This window comes from Gemmatimonas groenlandica (assembly GCF_013004105.1).
Lineage (GTDB): Bacteria > Gemmatimonadota > Gemmatimonadetes > Gemmatimonadales > Gemmatimonadaceae > Gemmatimonas > Gemmatimonas groenlandica.
Genome location: NZ_CP053085.1, coordinates 1,668,380 through 1,684,745 on the forward strand (window position 1 = coordinate 1,668,380; position 16,366 = coordinate 1,684,745).

At 67.1% G+C, this 16,366-nt stretch carries 12 protein-coding genes; 1 reads left to right on the forward strand and 11 read right to left on the reverse strand.

Features of this window, described 5'->3' with window-relative positions; all coding sequences use genetic code 11:
• Genes miaB through alr form a run of 6 tightly spaced genes read right to left on the reverse strand, consistent with a single transcriptional unit; the run spans position 1 to position 6,586 of the window.
• Complete coding sequence (gene miaB, locus HKW67_RS07085; RefSeq protein WP_171224713.1) at positions 1–1,392, reverse strand: tRNA (N6-isopentenyl adenosine(37)-C2)-methylthiotransferase MiaB; 1,392 nt, start codon at positions 1,390–1,392, stop codon at positions 1–3.
• Positions 1,393–1,395: 3 nt separating this feature from the next.
• Positions 1,396–2,556, reverse strand: a complete 1,161-nt coding sequence (locus HKW67_RS07090; protein ID WP_171224714.1) for a hypothetical protein — start codon at positions 2,554–2,556, stop codon at positions 1,396–1,398.
• Complete coding sequence (locus HKW67_RS07095) at positions 2,553–3,782, reverse strand: hypothetical protein (protein WP_171224715.1); 1,230 nt, start codon at positions 3,780–3,782, stop codon at positions 2,553–2,555. The genes HKW67_RS07090 and HKW67_RS07095 overlap by 4 nt, the downstream gene beginning before the upstream one ends.
• Positions 3,783–3,840: 58 nt before the next feature.
• Positions 3,841–4,239 carry a cytidine deaminase gene (gene cdd / locus HKW67_RS07100; RefSeq protein WP_171224716.1) on the reverse strand — a complete coding sequence of 133 codons (399 nt, stop codon included), beginning with the start codon at positions 4,237–4,239 and terminating at the stop codon, positions 3,841–3,843.
• Entirely contained in the window at positions 4,236–5,447 is a 1,212-nt protein-coding gene (locus HKW67_RS07105; protein WP_171224717.1) for a phosphopentomutase, read from the reverse strand. The genes cdd and HKW67_RS07105 overlap by 4 nt, the downstream gene beginning before the upstream one ends.
• Positions 5,444–6,586: an alanine racemase gene (gene alr / locus HKW67_RS07110; protein ID WP_171224718.1), complete on the reverse strand. Its 1,143-nt coding sequence runs from the start codon at positions 6,584–6,586 to the stop codon at positions 5,444–5,446. The genes HKW67_RS07105 and alr overlap by 4 nt, the downstream gene beginning before the upstream one ends.
• A gap of 38 nt (positions 6,587–6,624) precedes the next feature.
• Here alr and mazG point away from each other — a divergent pair, with 38 nt between their 5' ends.
• Positions 6,625–7,386, forward strand: a complete 762-nt coding sequence (mazG, locus tag HKW67_RS07115; RefSeq protein WP_171224719.1) for a nucleoside triphosphate pyrophosphohydrolase — start codon at positions 6,625–6,627, stop codon at positions 7,384–7,386.
• Here the strand turns inward: mazG and asnS are convergent.
• The 5 genes from asnS to HKW67_RS07140 form a co-directional block, all read right to left on the reverse strand.
• A complete protein-coding gene (gene asnS, locus HKW67_RS07120) occupies positions 7,378–8,679 on the reverse strand; it encodes an asparagine--tRNA ligase (RefSeq protein ID WP_171224720.1) in 1,302 nt (433 codons plus the stop codon). The genes mazG and asnS overlap by 9 nt on opposite strands.
• A 27-nt stretch (positions 8,680–8,706) precedes the next feature.
• On the reverse strand, positions 8,707–11,259 hold the full coding sequence (locus HKW67_RS07125; protein WP_171224721.1) for an ATP-binding protein: 2,553 nt from the start codon (positions 11,257–11,259) through the stop codon (positions 8,707–8,709).
• A gap of 65 nt (positions 11,260–11,324) precedes the next feature.
• Positions 11,325–13,454, reverse strand: a complete 2,130-nt coding sequence (recG, locus tag HKW67_RS07130) for an ATP-dependent DNA helicase RecG (RefSeq protein WP_171224722.1) — start codon at positions 13,452–13,454, stop codon at positions 11,325–11,327.
• Positions 13,454–14,383: a signal recognition particle-docking protein FtsY gene (gene ftsY / locus HKW67_RS07135; RefSeq protein ID WP_171224723.1), complete on the reverse strand. Its 930-nt coding sequence runs from the start codon at positions 14,381–14,383 to the stop codon at positions 13,454–13,456. Before ftsY ends, recG begins: the two co-directional genes overlap by 1 nt.
• A gap of 46 nt (positions 14,384–14,429) precedes the next feature.
• Positions 14,430–16,322 (reverse strand): hypothetical protein, encoded by a 1,893-nt coding sequence (locus tag HKW67_RS07140; RefSeq protein WP_171224724.1) that lies wholly within the window; start codon positions 16,320–16,322, stop codon positions 14,430–14,432.
• Positions 16,323–16,366 lie beyond the last annotated feature (44 nt).

Below are 16,366 nucleotides of genomic sequence, written 5' to 3' on the forward strand. Positions count from 1 at the left end.
CTACCCGGCCATCATCGGCAACGGCTTGCGTTCGGTCTGCTCGACAACCGGCGTCCCCATGAACGTCGCGCCGGTGGTGCCGCTCAGCTTCACGGTGAGATAGTCGCCGATCGCGCCGGCGTCGGCCGGCACCATGATGGTCTTGAAATCACGCGAGCGCGCCTGCAGCAGTTCGCCGTCGCGCGCCACTTTCTCGATGAGCACTTCGACGGTATCGCCGAGTCGGCGCATGTTGTTCTCACGCGAGATCCCACGCACCGTCTTCAGCAGCAGCTCGAAGCGCGTCGCGACGATGTCGTCGGGGATCGTCCACTCGGCAGGCATGCGTGTCGCCGGTGTTCCTTCGCGCGGCGAGAACTTGAACATGAAGGCGTCGTCGAAACGCACTTCCTGACAGAGCGACAGTGTATCGGCGAACTCTTCGTCGGTCTCGCTGGGAAAGCCGACGATGATATCGGTGGTCAGGGCCAATCCGGGAATCGCGGCCCGCATGCGTTCCACGCACGCGAGATAATCCTCTCGCGAGTAGCGACGCAGCATCTTCTTGAGCATCGACGTCGAGCCGCTCTGCATCGGCAGATGGATGTGCCCACAGACCGTGGGCACTTCGGCCATCGCGGCAATCACACGATCAGAGAAGTCGTTGGGATGCGGGCTCGTGTAACGCACGCGGCGGATGCCGTCCACAGCGCCGACGGCGCGCAGGAGGTCGGCGAAATCGTGCGTGCCATCGTTGTACGAGTTGACCGTCTGTCCAAGCAGCACCACTTCCGTGAGCCCTTGGTTCACGACCTCGTGCACTTCGCGCACGACCTCGTGGAGCTTGCGGCTCCGCTCGGGGCCCCGCGTGGTCGGCACAATGCAGTACGTGCAGCGATAGTCGCAGCCGCGCTGCACCGGGATCCAGGCCTTCACTCCCTCGAAGCGACGGGCGACGACGTCTTCGTAGTGCTCTTCGAGATCGAAGTCGGTGGCCGTGAATTTCTCCCCGCGGCGCGCGCCATCGAGCAGTTCCGGCAACGCGCGATAACCATCGGGACCAACCACGATCGACACGTGCCGGGCCTGCTCGAGCACGCGAGGACCAAGCCGCTGCGCCATGCAGCCGGTCACGCCCATGACGCTGCCGGGTCGCATGAACTTCTTGAGTTCACCGAGTCGGCCGATCACACGCGTTTCCGCGTTTTCGCGAATGGCACAGGTGTTCACGAGAATCACGTCGGCACCATCGGGCACATCCACGGCGTCGTAGCCGCTCGCGACGAGCTTGCCGTACATGAGTTCCGAATCGGCCACGTTCATCTGGCAGCCGTACGTCTCGATGTAGACGGTGGGGCGCGGTGCTCCGATCGGTGCCCCGATCGGAGCCGCGGTCACGAGCGCGTCACTCATCGGTCAGTTCCGCGGACGGATCTGCACGCCGATGCCAAGCAGCCACGCCGATTCCTTGAAGCCGCTGCCGGACATCGTGCGGTTCGCACGTTGCACCGAGAGGTCGAGCGTTGCGTCTTCACCGGCGACCGGCACACCGAGTCCCGCCGTGAGGCGATTCTCCTTGGCGATCTGACCGAGGACGCCGAACGGGAGTTCATTGCGCGCATAGCCGGCGCGCACGAGCAGCGGCAGGCCGCGGAACTTGGGGCCTGCGACTTCCGCTCCGGCGTGCCAGTTCATGGCGTCGGTCGACGAGCTGTTTGCCGATCCCAATGACGCCATATCGGACCAGGAAATCTGTTCCAGGCCGACGGCGAACACCGAACCGACAATACCGTCGTACCGCAAGGCCACACCCGTGCGGCTGGGCGCGCTGGCCGTCGAGACGACGGTGTCGCGGACGCGGGCGTTGAGCTCGTTGCCGCGACGGTACGACGCCATCGCGGTGAATCCCTTACCGAGCGTGGCCTCACCGCCGACGGAGAGCGCGGTGCCGAAGTAGGTCACGCGCGACGAATCGAGCACGCTGCCGAAGGCGAGCGTATCGGCAAACGTGCGCTCGCGCGTCGCGCGGTTCTCACCCGTGTAGAGATGACCCGCGATGCCGACGCGAAAACGCGGCGACACCTGCCAACCGGCACCGGCGCGGAGGTCGTTGATGGCGCCGCGCACCTCCGTCTGGTCGGTCGTGGGCACGGTCTTGCCGTCAATCAGCGCACTGCCGGTCGTCGTGGTCGAGAACGTACGATCGAGGAAGCTCGTGGCGCTCAGGCCGACCGCAACGCCATGTCGCGCCGGGAAAATCAGCATGATGAGCGGAATCCGCTGCAGCGTGCTCTTCTCGCTCACGCCGTTCACCGTGAGCTTTCGCAGCTCGGGTTCGGCCTGCGCCGTGATGACCGTGCGGGCGATACCACCGAGCGCGGCCGGGTTGGTCGGTGTGAGCGCGTCGAACTCGGCGAAGGCACCGCCCGTCCCGTTGGTGCGGATGCTGCCGCCGCCGACGGGATAGCCGAAGCCCTGCGAACCGATGGAGCCTTGCGCGCTGGCCGTCGATGCCATCGCGGCGAGCAACGCCAGCGAGGCGGGTGATGCGAAGGATCGGAGTCGAAGGCGGATCACGGGAGGACGAACTCCGAACGCGGGAGATAAGTGATTCGCAGACGCGGGCGCAGTGTGGCCGGCGCTTCGCTGGAGTAGAAGCGCAGTTCGGCCGGCTGCGCGCCTTCGAGCGCGATCTTGAAGGCAATCGCGCGCGGCACATTGGTCGGCAGCGTACGCCACGTGCGCGCGAGCGCCAGCACATTCACCGCGCGGACGCCCGCCGATGACGGCAGCAGCAGCGTGGAGTCGACGCCGGCGAACGAACCCGCCGCGGCGAGATCGAGAATGCGACGCAGGTCGGTGACGACGTCGGTCGTCGTGGGGACGAGGGCGAACAGTCCGACCGAATCCGCCGTATTGCCGAACGTGGAGGCTTGCTGCGTGAGCAGCACTTCGGCGCGCACGATGGTACTCGAGTCGGTGATGCGCGACGGCACGTTGAAGCGCAGGTACGATCGATAGGCCGGGAAACCGCCGACCAGCAGGGTGTTCGCGCCCGGCGGCGGCGACGCCAGATCGCTGATCATGTAGACCGCGTACGCCAGCTCGGCATCGGCGGTGGAATTCGGTACGATCGTGCTGGGCGAAATCTGCTGCGGCGCGTACGTGGTATCGGTGCTCGGATCGAAGACGACCGTGGGGGCACCAGCGCCGCCAACGAAGGCCACCGCACGAAGCTGTCCCGAACCACCACGGATGCGAACGCCCAGTCGCAGGCGTCCCTTCGCGGCGATTTTAGCCGCCATCACCGTCTTGGAGAACGGAATACGGATCGAGTCACCGATCGCCGACGGCGTGAACACCAACGAGCCGATCCGGCGATCCGGTCGAAACAGCGAGCGCACCACCGACGTGACGGAATCGGACGCCGTGGTATCCACGTCGTACACTTCAAGCGTCACGGGCGTCGAGCCGCGGCGTCCGGTGCTGTCGAGGGGGAAACGCAAATACACCGAGTCGACCGCCGTGATGGAGTCGACCGTGGCCCCCTTATTCGGACTGAACACCGTCGGGAGCGCATCGAAGCGGAGGATGGCGCTGGTGACGACCGTGTCGGGGCGATTGGCGATCAGGACGTATGGCGACAGCCCGAGCGCTGGATAACCGGCGAGTGAGCTGTCGAGGACGACCGCATCGACAATGGTGTCGCGGAAGGACTCCGCCTTCGATGGACATAACGACGGGCAGGCAGCGCCACCGTCGAGGGACTCCGTGCACGCCGCGGCCGTGACGGCCGCGAGCACGAGTCCACAAAGCAGGAGAGGGCTGCGGAAACGCGGCCACGAGGTAAAGCGAACGCGCTCAGGCATTCTCGAGCGAAGCAGGCGTGAATGGCGCGGGCAACAGTTCCGCCAGCGACCAGCACGCCGTGAGCCCATCCGGGGTCACGGCGAAGATTTCGAGCGCTGGGGCGAACTCCACCAGCGCCTGTCGGCAAATTCCACACGGTGGCGTCGGCGAAGCCGCCGCTGACGTGATTACGATGCGCACAAAACGACGCGCCCCATCGGCGATCGCTGCACCGAGCGCAACGCGCTCCGCACAGATCCCCGCCGGGTACGACGCGTTCTCCACGTTGCAGCCCGCATACACGCGCCCGTCATCCGTCTCCAGCGCGGCGCCCACGGGATAGAGCGAGTACGGACACCACGCATTCGCGCGCGCCGCGTCTGCCGCGGTGCGCAGATGGGCGATGCTCATGCGTGCAAAAGGCCCGGCAGGAACGACGTGCCGCGGCCGCGCCACGAAAGACCGAACCAGTCGGCCACCGTTGCGCCCAGATCCGAGAACGTATCGCGCTCTCCCACGCTCCCACCGCGCACCCGCGCGCCGGCCACCAGCACCGGCACGCGCTCGCGCGCGTGGTCGGTGGATGGCGTTGTAGGATCGTTGCCGTGATCGGCGGTAATGAAGAGCAGGTCGTCCTCCCGAAGTGCTGCCAGCAGGCTGGGCAGGGCGCGATCGAACGCTTCGAGCGCCCCCTGAAAACCACGGACATCGTTGCGATGCCCGAACAGCTGATCGAAATCTACCAGATTGGCAAAGCAGAACCCACGAGGAGCCGAATTCAGCCACTCGAGAAGGGCCGAGACCCCCTCCGCGTTGTCGACCGTGTGCCGGGACGTGATGCCGCGACCGGCGAACAGGTCGTCCACCTTCCCCACCCCGGCCCGCGGAATCCCCGCCTCGGCGAGGGCATCGAGCAGTGTCTCGCCGGGCGGCTGAAGGGAGTAGTCGCGTCGGTTGGCGGTACGCTTCCAAGCCCCCGAAGTTCCCACGAACGGGCGCGCGATCACTCGCGACACGTCATGCGGGGCCACCAACTGCTCCCGGGCGATCTCGCAGGCGCGATAGAGCTCCGAGAGCGGGATCGACTCCTCGTGGGCGGCGATCTGGAAGACCGAGTCGGCCGAGGTATATACGATCCAGGCTCCGGCCTCACGGGCCTGCTCAGCGAAATCGGTAATCACCGCGGTCCCGCTGACCACGCAGTTGGCAATGACCGGACGGCCGGTCGCCCGCTCGAACGCCTCGATCACGCTGGAGGGAAACCCCTGCGGATAGGTAGGGAACGGCTTGGCCAAGTGAAGTCCGGCGAGCTCCCAGTGTCCGGTGGTCGAGTCCTTTCCAGAGGAACGAGGAAGCAGCGTGCCCCAGGCACCGATGGGATGCGCGGCCGGCTCGACGCCGGGAATCGGTGCGATATGCCCGAGACCGAGGCGCGCCATGTTCGGCAGGTCGAGGCCGCCCACCGCCCGTGCCACGTTGCCAATCGTGTCACTGCCGCTGTCGCCGTAGGCCGCCGTGTCGGGGGCCTCGCCGCAGCCCACGCCGTCGAGCACCAGAATCAAGGCGCGACGACCGGCGGTATCCGCCGCGGTATCGGGTACGGAACCGGTGGTGGTCATGACGGGCTCGGTAGAAGGGGCCGGGACGGCACGCGCAGCGGGAGGCCAACCAACAGCTCGTAGGGCGACAGATCGGCCAGCTCAGCCACCTGCTCCGTGCTGATCGTGGCCACCCCGTCGGTGCCGATGAGCGTGGCGATGTCGCCGACGGCACACGGCACGTCGGTCACGTCGACCATGATCATGTCCATGGTGACACGACCCGCGACCGGACACCGTACCCCACCGATCAGAACCTCGCCGCGATTGGAGAGTTGCCGCCGATATCCATCGGCGTATCCGGCGGAGATCGTGGCAATGCGCGACGGTCGCGCGGCCGTCCACGTGGCGCCATAGCTCACTGTCTCGCCGGGAGCGACCTCGCGGAGATCGATGACGCGGGCCCGCAGATGCACCACCTGCCGCAAACCGAGCAACTCGCTGAACATGCCCGCATAGACGGCAATGCCGGGACGGGCCAGCGAACCGGGCGAGAGGCGCGTCCGACTGGCGATCCCGGCGCTGTTGTCACTGTGCCGGAGCACGGCGGGCGGCAGGGCGTCCCCGAGCGCCAGCATGGCGTCGACGAAGCGCGCGTCCTGCTCGTCGCGGGAGTCGATGTCTTCGTCGGCCGAGTGAAAGTGCGTGAACACACCCTCGGGGGGATGGGCGCGGAGCACGTCACGGAGTTCCTCGACCTGATCCCAGCGCACTCCAGCGCGCGCCATGCCGGTATCGATCGACAGATGGTATGGCCGCAGCTCGCCTCCCTGCCCGGCATCGGCCCAGGCGCGAATATCGGGCACACGATGCAAGGCCGGTCGCACTCCCAAAGCGTGGGCGCGCGGCAACTCCGACGCCAACAACGGCGTGAGGCAGAGAATGCGGCCGCGGCACCCGGCATCGCGCAATTCGGCCGCTTCGTCGAGCGAGGCAACGCCGAGACCCCATGGGGCATCAGGGGCCGCCGGCGTGCGATCGAAGGGTACGCCAAGGGCCCTGCTGACCATTGCCGCACCGACGCCGTAGGCATTCGCCTTGACCATCACGATCAGCGGCACGCCGGCCCGCGCGCGCAGCTGACGGACGTTGTGGCGCACTGCCTCGAGATCGACGTCGAGCCAGGCGCGATCGGTGGCGGGATATATTGACGCGGTCACTCGCACATCCTAAGCAGCCAACGACGTACGGAGAAGCGATGCAACGGACGATGGACGACGCGCTGGACCTGATGCGGGATCTGCGGGCCCGCTGCGAGTGGGACCGGGTGCAGACGCACAGCTCGCTCCGCCCGTACCTGATCGAGGAAGCGCACGAGGTCGACGACGCGATCGCGCAGGGCGACGACCCGACGCTGCGCGACGAGTTGGGTGACTTGTTCTTGCAGGTGCTCTTTCACTCGGTGGTGGCCGAAGAGCGCGGGGCGTTCACGATGCAGGACGTCGCCGGTGCACTGGTCGCCAAGATGCACGCGCGGCATCCGCATCTGTACGGCGACGGCATCAAGCGCAGCTGGGAGTCGATGAAGGCCGAAAAGGCCAAACGTTCGACGCTGGAAGAGGGGCTCCCGGCGGGGCTCCCGTCGCTGCATCGGGCCCACCGGTTGCAGGACCGCGCCGCCGGCGTGGGCTTCGACTGGCCGAATGCCCTCGGTCCGCTGGAGAAAGTGCGCGAGGAGATCGACGAGCTGGCCGCGCACGTGAACGCGGATGGTCAGGTGGCCGATCAGGACGCGTTCGAGGCCGAGCTGGGCGACTTGCTCTTTGCCGTCGTGAACCTGGCGCGCAAGACCGGCGTGCACGGCGCGCTGGCCCTCGACCGGACGAACGCCAAGTTCGTGCGACGCTACGCCGCGATGGAAGCGTTGGCGAACGCCGATGGGGTGGAGCTCACGGCCCTCTCGCTCGAGGAGCAGGACCGGTACTGGGACGCGGTCAAGAGATCGGAGCGGTCAGGGTGAGAGCCGTCCCATCATCCGCGGGAACGCGATCACTTCGCGGATATGCTCGATGCCGCAGATCCACGCGATCGTGCGCTCGAGTCCGAGTCCGAAGCCTGAATGCGTGAACGTGCCGTACTTGCGAAGGTCGAGATACCAGCCGTACGCCTCGACCGGGAGCCCTTCGTGCGTGAGACGCGCGAGGATCTTGTCGTAGTCGTCTTCGCGCTGTGAGCCGCCGATGATTTCGCCGCGGCCTTCCGGCGCCAGCAAATCGGCGCAGCGCACCGTGCGCGGATCGAGCGGGTTCTCCTTCATGTAGAACGCTTTCGCTTCCTTCGGATAGTTCACGACGAACACCGGGCGCTGATACTCGTCGACGATGAGCGCCTCATCGGGCGCGCCGAGGTCGTCGCCCCAGACGATGTCGCTGCCCTTCCCTTGCGCCAACTTCACGGCGTCGCCGTAGTCGAGGCGCACGAAGGGCTGCGACACGCAATCGAGCTTGGATGTGTCGCGCTCGAGCACCTTGAGCTCTTCCTGTCGACGCTCGAGCACACGCTCCACCAGGTAGCGCACGAACGCTTCCTGCAGATCCATGTTGTCGTCTTGATCGTACCACGCCATCTCGGGTTCGATCATCCAGAACTCGGTGAGGTGACGACGCGTCTTCGACTTCTCGGCGCGAAAGGTGGGGCCGAACGTGTAGATGCGGCCCATCGCCGCCGCGAGCGCTTCGCCGTACAGCTGCCCCGTCTGCGCGAGGTACGCCGTACCTTCGTCGAAGTAGTCGGTGCTGAACAGGCCGGCCCGTTCACCGATCGCCGCGGTGAGAATCGGCGTATCGCAGCGGATGAAATCGCGCGCGTAGAAGAAGTCGTGCACGGCCTGTTCCAGCTCGTGTCGCACGCGCATGATCGCGACCTGACGCTGACTGCGCAGCCAGAACGTGCGGTTGTCGAGCAGGAAGTCGATGCCGTGCTCTTTCGGCTGAATCGGATAATCGTTCGGACTCGCGCCGATCACCTCGAGCGTCTGCACGCCCATCTCGAAGCCGCCGGGCGCGCGCGCATCGGCGCGCACTTCACCCGTGAGCGCCACCGACGCTTCCTGCGTAAGTTCGGCGAACGCGTTCCACGACGCCTCAGGCACCTCGGACTTGACCAACACCGCCTGCAGAATGCCGGTGCCGTCACGGGCCACGACGAAAGCGACCTTGCCCTTGGAGCGCAGGTGAGTGACCCAGGCGCGAACGGTGACGACGGCGCCGACATGGTGCTTGAGGTCGGCGATACGGGTGCTGGATTGGTTCATCGGACGAGTTGAGGGAGAGCCGTGAAGCTACACCGTTGCCCGCTCGCGCTCCAAGAGTTGACGCACCTTGGTGACCAGCGTGTCGGGGGTGAAGGGCTTCGGCACGAAGGCATGCGTCGCGTCGTCCGGAAGTTCTTCACCCGCCTGGTAGCCCGACATGAACAGCACCGGGACGAGGATCCCGCGCGCGGTCATGGTTTCGGCGAGTCCGCGGCCGCCCAATCGCGGCATCACGACGTCGGTGATGACTAGGCTGGGGAGCGCCCGATCGCCATCCAGGACCTCCAAGGCCTCGATCCCATCGGCGGCGACCCGAACCCGGAAGCCTCGCCGATTGAGAATCTCCGCGACCAGTCGGCGGAGCCCGGGCTCGTCCTCGACCACGAGGATGAGCTCCGATGTCGGGCGCTCCACCGCTGGCGGGGCGCCCACCGGTAGCGATCTCGCCGCCAGTCTCGGCAGGAGCACCCGCACGGCAGTGCCGACGCCGAGCGTACTGTCCACCAGCAGCCGTCCCCCGGCCTGCTGCACGATGCCGTACACGGTGGACATCCCGAGCCCGGTACCGTCCCCAATCGCTTTGGTCGTGTAGAACGGTTCGAAGATCCGGGCCTGTACCTCCGGCGTCATACCGGTGCCGCTGTCCTGGACGGTCAAGACGACCCACGCGCCGGCCGGCACCCCGGCGTATGCACCATCGCCGACCGCGGCCAGATCGAGCAGGTCAGTCGAGACCTGAACCATGCCACCGTTCGGCATCGCGTCGCGCGCGTTGACCACCAGATTGACCAGCACCTGGGCGAGCTGACCGGCATCCACCATGACGGGAAGTGGTTGTCCCACCGTTCGCGTCGTGAGCGTCAGCCGCTCGCCGATCAGCCGCTGCAGCATGCGCTCGATGTCATGCACGGCGACGTTCACATCGACTTCCGTCGGCGTGACTCTCTGCCGCCGGCTGAACGCGAGCAGTTGGGAGGTCAACATCGCGGCGCGCTCGCCGGCCTTCATGATCTCGATCAATTCTGTCCGCACATCGCGCAGGCCATTGCGCAAGGCAAGCGGCGCGTCATCGTGGACGAGCGTCGACGCCTGCTGGTCCGCGAGCTGCGCAAAGCCCATCATCGCCGTGAGCAGATTGTTGAAATCGTGCGCAATGCCGCCGGCGAGTGTACCGACCGCTTCCATCTTCTGCGAGTGCAGCAACTGCTCCTCGAGCAACCGGCGCTCGGTGATGTCCGCCAGCACGCCGATGATGCGCGAGGGGATAGCGCCTGGACCGACGCCGTCGGTCAGCGGGGTCCCGGTAACGTAGAGCCAGCGCGTGCTCCCATCCGCCTTCGAAACGGTGTACTCGGCATGCGCGGGTCGCCCCAACATTGCCTTGGCAATGCCTTCGCGCACCATGTCACGAAGCGCCGCCGGAATCAGTTCGATGAATCGATCGCCGGTCATCACTCGCGCTTCACCGGCGAGGCCCAGCAACTCGAGCGACTGTTCGGACCACTCGATAACGCCCGCGATCGGATCGTACCCCCACAAACCCATCTTGCCGCTCATGAGCGCGATCTGGAGCCGCTCATCGTTCAACCGTAACTGCTGTTCGACGCGTTCACGCTCCTGAACTTCCTTCCGCAGGTCGTCATTGGCGCGCTCCAGATCGCGCGTGCGTTCCTCGACGGCATCCTCGAGCCGCGCCTGCCGTCCGAAGAACAGGTACGTGACGCACATAACGAGCAGCAGGATGACGGCCGATGCGACGCGCGTCGGTCGCAGTTCGCGCGAAACGGCGCTGTTCCAACCGTCGACCGGCATGCCCAGGAGCGTCCACTCACCGTCCATGATCGAGACCGACACGGTTGCGGGATCGCCGAGTCCGATCGGACTGCCGCGGAGCGGCTGTCGCGCGCGATCGAGCAACGCCACGCGTAACCTCAGCATCGGCGCGATCGCACTGGCCTCGTCGAGGAGCGGCTTCACATCGACGGCCATCGACACCAGGTCGGGAAACCCTGGCGGTCCCTCGTCGAGGCGACGTCGGATCAGCAGGCCCTGCCCGCCCTGCAGCAGTTCGATCGGTCCCGTGACGACGACGCTCGATGATGACATGGCCCGGCGGACGCCATCGGCGATCTCCGCTCGCGGATCCTGCAGCAGGTCGTAACCGAGCAACCGGGACGCGTCCGACATCGGCTCCGTCGCGATGATCCGGCCACTACGGTTGAGCTGGAGCGCGCGAATCCCCGGCGCCGCAACTCGCAGCCCGGCAGCGAAGGTATTGAACGTGCGATTCAGCGCGTCGAGGGACGGCTGCGCCTCCACGAAATCCTTGAGTCCGATCAACCGTGAGACGCGACGACCGATCGCGTTCTCGAGCGCCTGCGCGTGCGGCGCCATCTGCGCGCGTACACGCTCGCGCTCACGCACGACCAGCGTGCTGCGATACCACGCGTCATACCCGACCGCCACGGCCAGTCCGAGCACCCCCGCCGTAAGCGCTGCCCGAGCCGTGCGCAACCGTACTGCCGAGCCATGCGCCACGGCGTCCCTGGCCAAAGATCCTGTCCATTCGTTGGGCGGCATCGCCCGCAGCTCCCCTAACATACACGATCGAGCGACCGGTCCGCATCGGAATCCCCGGGTACCGCTCAACCAACCCGGAACAGCTCCAGCGCGCGGGCATAGCCTACCGTGAGCAGGTGGCGAAGCCCCTGATGCGATGGCGCCGTGAGCTGCGGGTCGTCCTTCAGCACGCGTTCGGCCACGATCCGGGCGGTCTCGTTGAGCGCCTCGTCGCGGAGCGGATCGGCGATCCTGAAGGCCGGCAAACCGTGCTGCTTGGCGCCGAACAGATCCCCCATGCCGCGCAGCTGCAGGTCGGCCCGCGCGATTTCGAACCCGTCCTCAGTTCCGGCGAACAACCCGAGACGTTCTGCCGCCTCGGCCCCCACGTCGCCGAGCAAAATGCAGTACGACTGCTCGGCGCCTCGCCCGACCCGGCCGCGCAGCTGGTGCAACTGCGAGAGACCGAATCGCTCCGGGTGCTCGATGATCATGACCGTGGCGTTGCCGACATCGATGCCCACCTCGATGACCGTCGTGGCCACCAGCACGTCCACCTCGCCATCGCGGAACGCGCGCATGATCAGATCGCGCTCGTCGGCCGGCAGTCGCCCGTGCAGCAACGCCACACGACGCGTGGCGAATGGCCCGCTCACGAGCTCCTCGAACATCACCGTGGCCGCTTTGAGCTCCATCTTCTCGGACGTCTCGATGAGCGGATACACCACGTACACCTGGCGTCCGGCGTCGAGCTGCGTGTTGGCGAACTCGAACACTTTCGGCCGGCCCGATTCCGGACGTACCACCGTGGTAATGGGGTGTCGACCCGGCGGGCGTTCATCGAGCACGCTCACATCGAGATCGCCGTACAGCGTGAGCGCCAGCGAACGCGGAATCGGCGTCGCGCTCATGAGCAACACGTCGGGGGCTTTGCCCTTCAGTCCAAGGGTGGCGCGCTGCTCGACGCCGAATCGGTGCTGCTCATCGATGATCGCGAGGCCGAGGTTGGCGAACGCCACATCACCCTGAATCAGCGCATGCGTGCCGATCGCGAGCACGGGCTCGTCGTCGGCCAGACGCGCCAGCGCGGCGCGGCGCTCCTTGGCCCCCAGCCGCCCAGTGAGCAACACGGGGCTGATACCGAGCGGGGCGAGCAGCGCGCCGATGCTGCGCGCGTGCTGCTCGGCCAATAATTCGGTCGGTGCCATGAGCGCGACCTGTGCGCGGTTCTCCATCGCCAACAGCGCGGAGAACACGGCGACGACCGTCTTACCCGCGCCCACGTCGCCCTGCAGCAAGCGATGCATGCGGCGCGGACTGGCCATGTCGGCCACGATCTCGCGAATGGCCCGAACCTGCGCGCCGGTGAGCGTGTACGGCAGCACCGCGCGGAGTTTCGTGGTCAGGTCGCGACGATTCACGAATGCGGTGCCGCCGCGGGCTTCGCGGGCCACCTGATTCGCCTTCCGGTGCAGTAGCTGCACGCACAGCAACTCTTCGAAGGCGAGCCGGGCGCGCCCGCGCAGAGCCTCGGCCACCGACGTCGGGCGATGCACGAGCCGCAGCGCCTCCGGCAGGGGAGGCACGTCGGCCTGCGCCAGGATCTCGCGCGGCAGCGTCTCTTGCACCAACGGCAACAGCTGCTCGAGATGCTGCTGCACCATGGCGCGCAGCACTCGCACCGAGAGGCCTTCGGTGCTCGGATACACGGCCAGCACGCGCCCTTCGTTCGTGCCTTCTTCTTCCGGCCCAAGATTGACAAACTCGCGTGGCTGCAGACGGCGGCCGTGGAAAAAGCGGACCTGCCCCGTGCAGAGCAGCCAATCGCCCTTGTTGATCGTGCGATCAAGGAAGGGTTGCCCAGGCCACGCCACTTCGATCATCCCGCTGGCGTCCTGTACGACGGCCTGAAATACCCGCAGCCCCTTGCGGGTGGGCAGCACGCCCTTGGCAATCACCTGACCGAGCACCGTGATGTCGGCGCCGACGACGGCCTGCGCGATGCGCGTGACCGTGCTGGCGTCTTCGTAGCGGTGCGGCACGTGGCGCAGCAGATCGCCCGCCATCGTGATCCCGAGACGCGCCAGCAGCTCGGCGCGCACCGGGCCTACGCCTTTGAGATAGGTGACCGGCGTGTCGAGCGTGAGCCGCGGCGCCGGACGCGCAGGCGGACGTCGCTTCCGCTCCTGCGGGTCACGATCGCCGCCGAACGCCATCACGCCTCCACCAGCTCCTTGGCGTAGTCTCCCGCATCGAACGGCTCGAGGTCGCCGATCTGCTCACCGAGACCGACGAACTTGATCGGCACGTTGAGCGCCTCGTGCACGGCCACCACAATCCCGCCCTTGGCGGTACCATCGAGCTTCGTGACCACGATGCCCGTGACGGGGACCGCGGCCGAGAAGGTGCGCGCCTGCGAGAGCGCGTTCTGGCCGATCGTGCCGTCGAGCACGAGCAAGACCTCGTGCGGAGCGTCGGGGAGTCGTTTCATGATCACGCGATGAATCTTGCGCAACTCCGTCATGAGATCGTCACTGGTGTGCAGGCGACCGGCGGTGTCCACGATGACGATGTCAGCACCACGCGTCATGCCGGCATCGACGGCGTCGAATGCGACTGATGCGGGATCCGATCCGGGTGCGCCGCCCACGAAGTCGACACCGGCACGCTCCGCCCAGACACGCAACTGGTCGATCGCGCCGGCCCGGAACGTGTCGGCGGCACCGAGCAACACCTTCTTGCCTTCCTTCTTGAATTGCGCGGACAACTTCCCGATGAAGGTCGTCTTGCCGGCGCCGTTCACCCCGATCACGAGCACCACGGTGGGCCCCGTCGTGGCACGAAGCAGCGTCGGGTCGGCGTTGCCCTTCCGGAGTGCGGCCTCGATACCCTGAGCCAGGGCACCACGGAATTCCGCTTCGGTTTTGACCTCACCGCGCTTGGCGCGAAACTCGACGTCCGCCACCAGTGCCAGCGACGTCGTCACGCCAAAATCGGATTCGATCAGGAGCGTCTCGAGCGTTTCGAGCGATCCCTCGTCGACGCCCTTGAAGAGCACCGACACGTCGGTGAACGCAACGTCCTTGAAGCGCTGCCAGAGCGAGCGCTTGGGAGCTTCATCCTTACGGCGAAACAGGCGAGCCATTCTTGACCGGGCGAAGAGAAACGAAGTGTCGAACGAGTGGCGACGATCAGCGATAGCCGCCAGCGCGGCGGCCGATCCATTCGCCGCAGAGCAGCAACAGGGCAAGCACGAACGGCCATCCCGCGTCAGCCAGTCGGGGGGCATCCGACGACAACGCACCGCGCGAGAGCACACCATCACGGACGGTGGGAGCCCGTGGCACCCATTCGCGCGAGGCGTTCACCACCAACACGCTGGCGCCGCCCTCAGCCTGCACATCGTACACCCCAGCCGCCAATGCGGGTGAGGTTGTTTCGAAGCTCGACCCGGTGAATCGCAACGTGAGCGAGTCGATAGCAGTGCCGCCCCGTCGGCTCAGTCGCACGGCCACGATCGAGTCGACCCCGCCGCGACGCCACGCGACGGGATCACCAGCACGCATGAGCGACGCGATCGGCCGGGCAGCCCGCACATCACCGCGTCCGGCCGCCAGCCAGTCGAAAATGGCACCCCACAACGCACCGAATGCCTCCGCGGAGCGGCCACCGCGAAGCGCCCAGCCAGCGTATCCCGATCCGGAGACGACAACGGTGCGGACACCGTTCTCGATGCGCGCCGCAATGGCGGGCACGGCGTCGCCGCGCTTGCCCAGTTGCGCGGTCAGCACGGGCATCGCGCCGCGTGCCGGGCCGGCGAGAGTCAGCGGTGGCAAGGAATCGAGCGGTAAGCCGGCGAGTGCCGCGGCGAGCGGAGACGCCGGCACACCCGACGCATACCATTCCGGCGTCCGCGCCAATTCGCCCGCCCGCGCGATCGTCGTGGGCGGCGCGGGGATCCAGAGTGCTTTCGCACCCGTCGCGCTACGGGCGGCGGCGCGCGGCCGCCAGGCCGTATCGCCATGTACGATCAGCATGCCCGCGGCGCCCGCCTGCGTCTTGACGTCGTCCTCGCTGATCGGCGCCAGCGAGCCCTCCACGCGCCAGACGCCCGGTGCCACGCGCAGGAAGGCCCGCGTGGGCACGTTCAGCGCGCCGCGCAGCACCACCAGTGCCTCACGCACGTCGAGGTCAGGGGCGGTCGACACGAACACCGCCGAGGGCCGGTCACCGATGTCGATGGTGGTGGACAGCGTGTCGTTGCGCGGCTCCGCGTCGCCGGGAACGAGCAATACCGACCGCACGAGCGCCGAACGCGCGCCGCGCGGCAGTGCGATCGTGGACGTGACGCGCGTCGAGGTGAGTGCCGCCAGGGCCGGCACGGCGAGCACGACCGGCGCGATCCCATCCACCATCACCCGCAACTGCGCGTCGGGCGTCGATGACGCACCGGCGGTGACGGTCGCCGCCACGGTGATCGTATCTCCGGCGGTGGCGGTGGTCGGCACCGCCATATCGGCGATCGCCCCGTCGGTACGCGGCGCGTTCGCCAACACGCGAATGATCGATCCGGTCGGGGCTTCGGCGAGCGACTCGGCGTCATCGACTTCACCGTCGGTGAGCAGCACTAACGGACGCCCTAGCGACGCGGCACGATCGACCGCGGCCCGCACGCGCGAGCCCTGATCGTCGGAACGCAGGGTCGCGATATCGGAGGCGCTGATGTCGCGAATGGAGTCGCCGACGATCACAAACGCCTCGGCACCGGGCGCATCACGCTTGACGGCCTCGGAGAGGCGTTCGCGCCACGCCTTGACCACCGAGTTCTCGTCGCCAACGGCGCGACGCGAGGAGGCCGACACGTCGATCGCCACCAAGGGCGTCGCCGGTCGAGGCGGCGCCGAGGGGGCGCCGAAGAGGATGGCCGCGACGAGGGTCACGGCGAGGGCGCGTAGGGCGCCGAGCATGATCGCACGGGAGCGCGCAAGCGTTCCGACGCGCCCGTAGGCGAGCCAAGCCGCGGCAACGCCGAGTGCGAGGGCAAGTATCCAGCGAATCACGACAGTAACGTCATTGATCGGCACGATAGGAGAAAGGGCAAAGGGCAAAGAAGCCGAAGCCTCTTTGC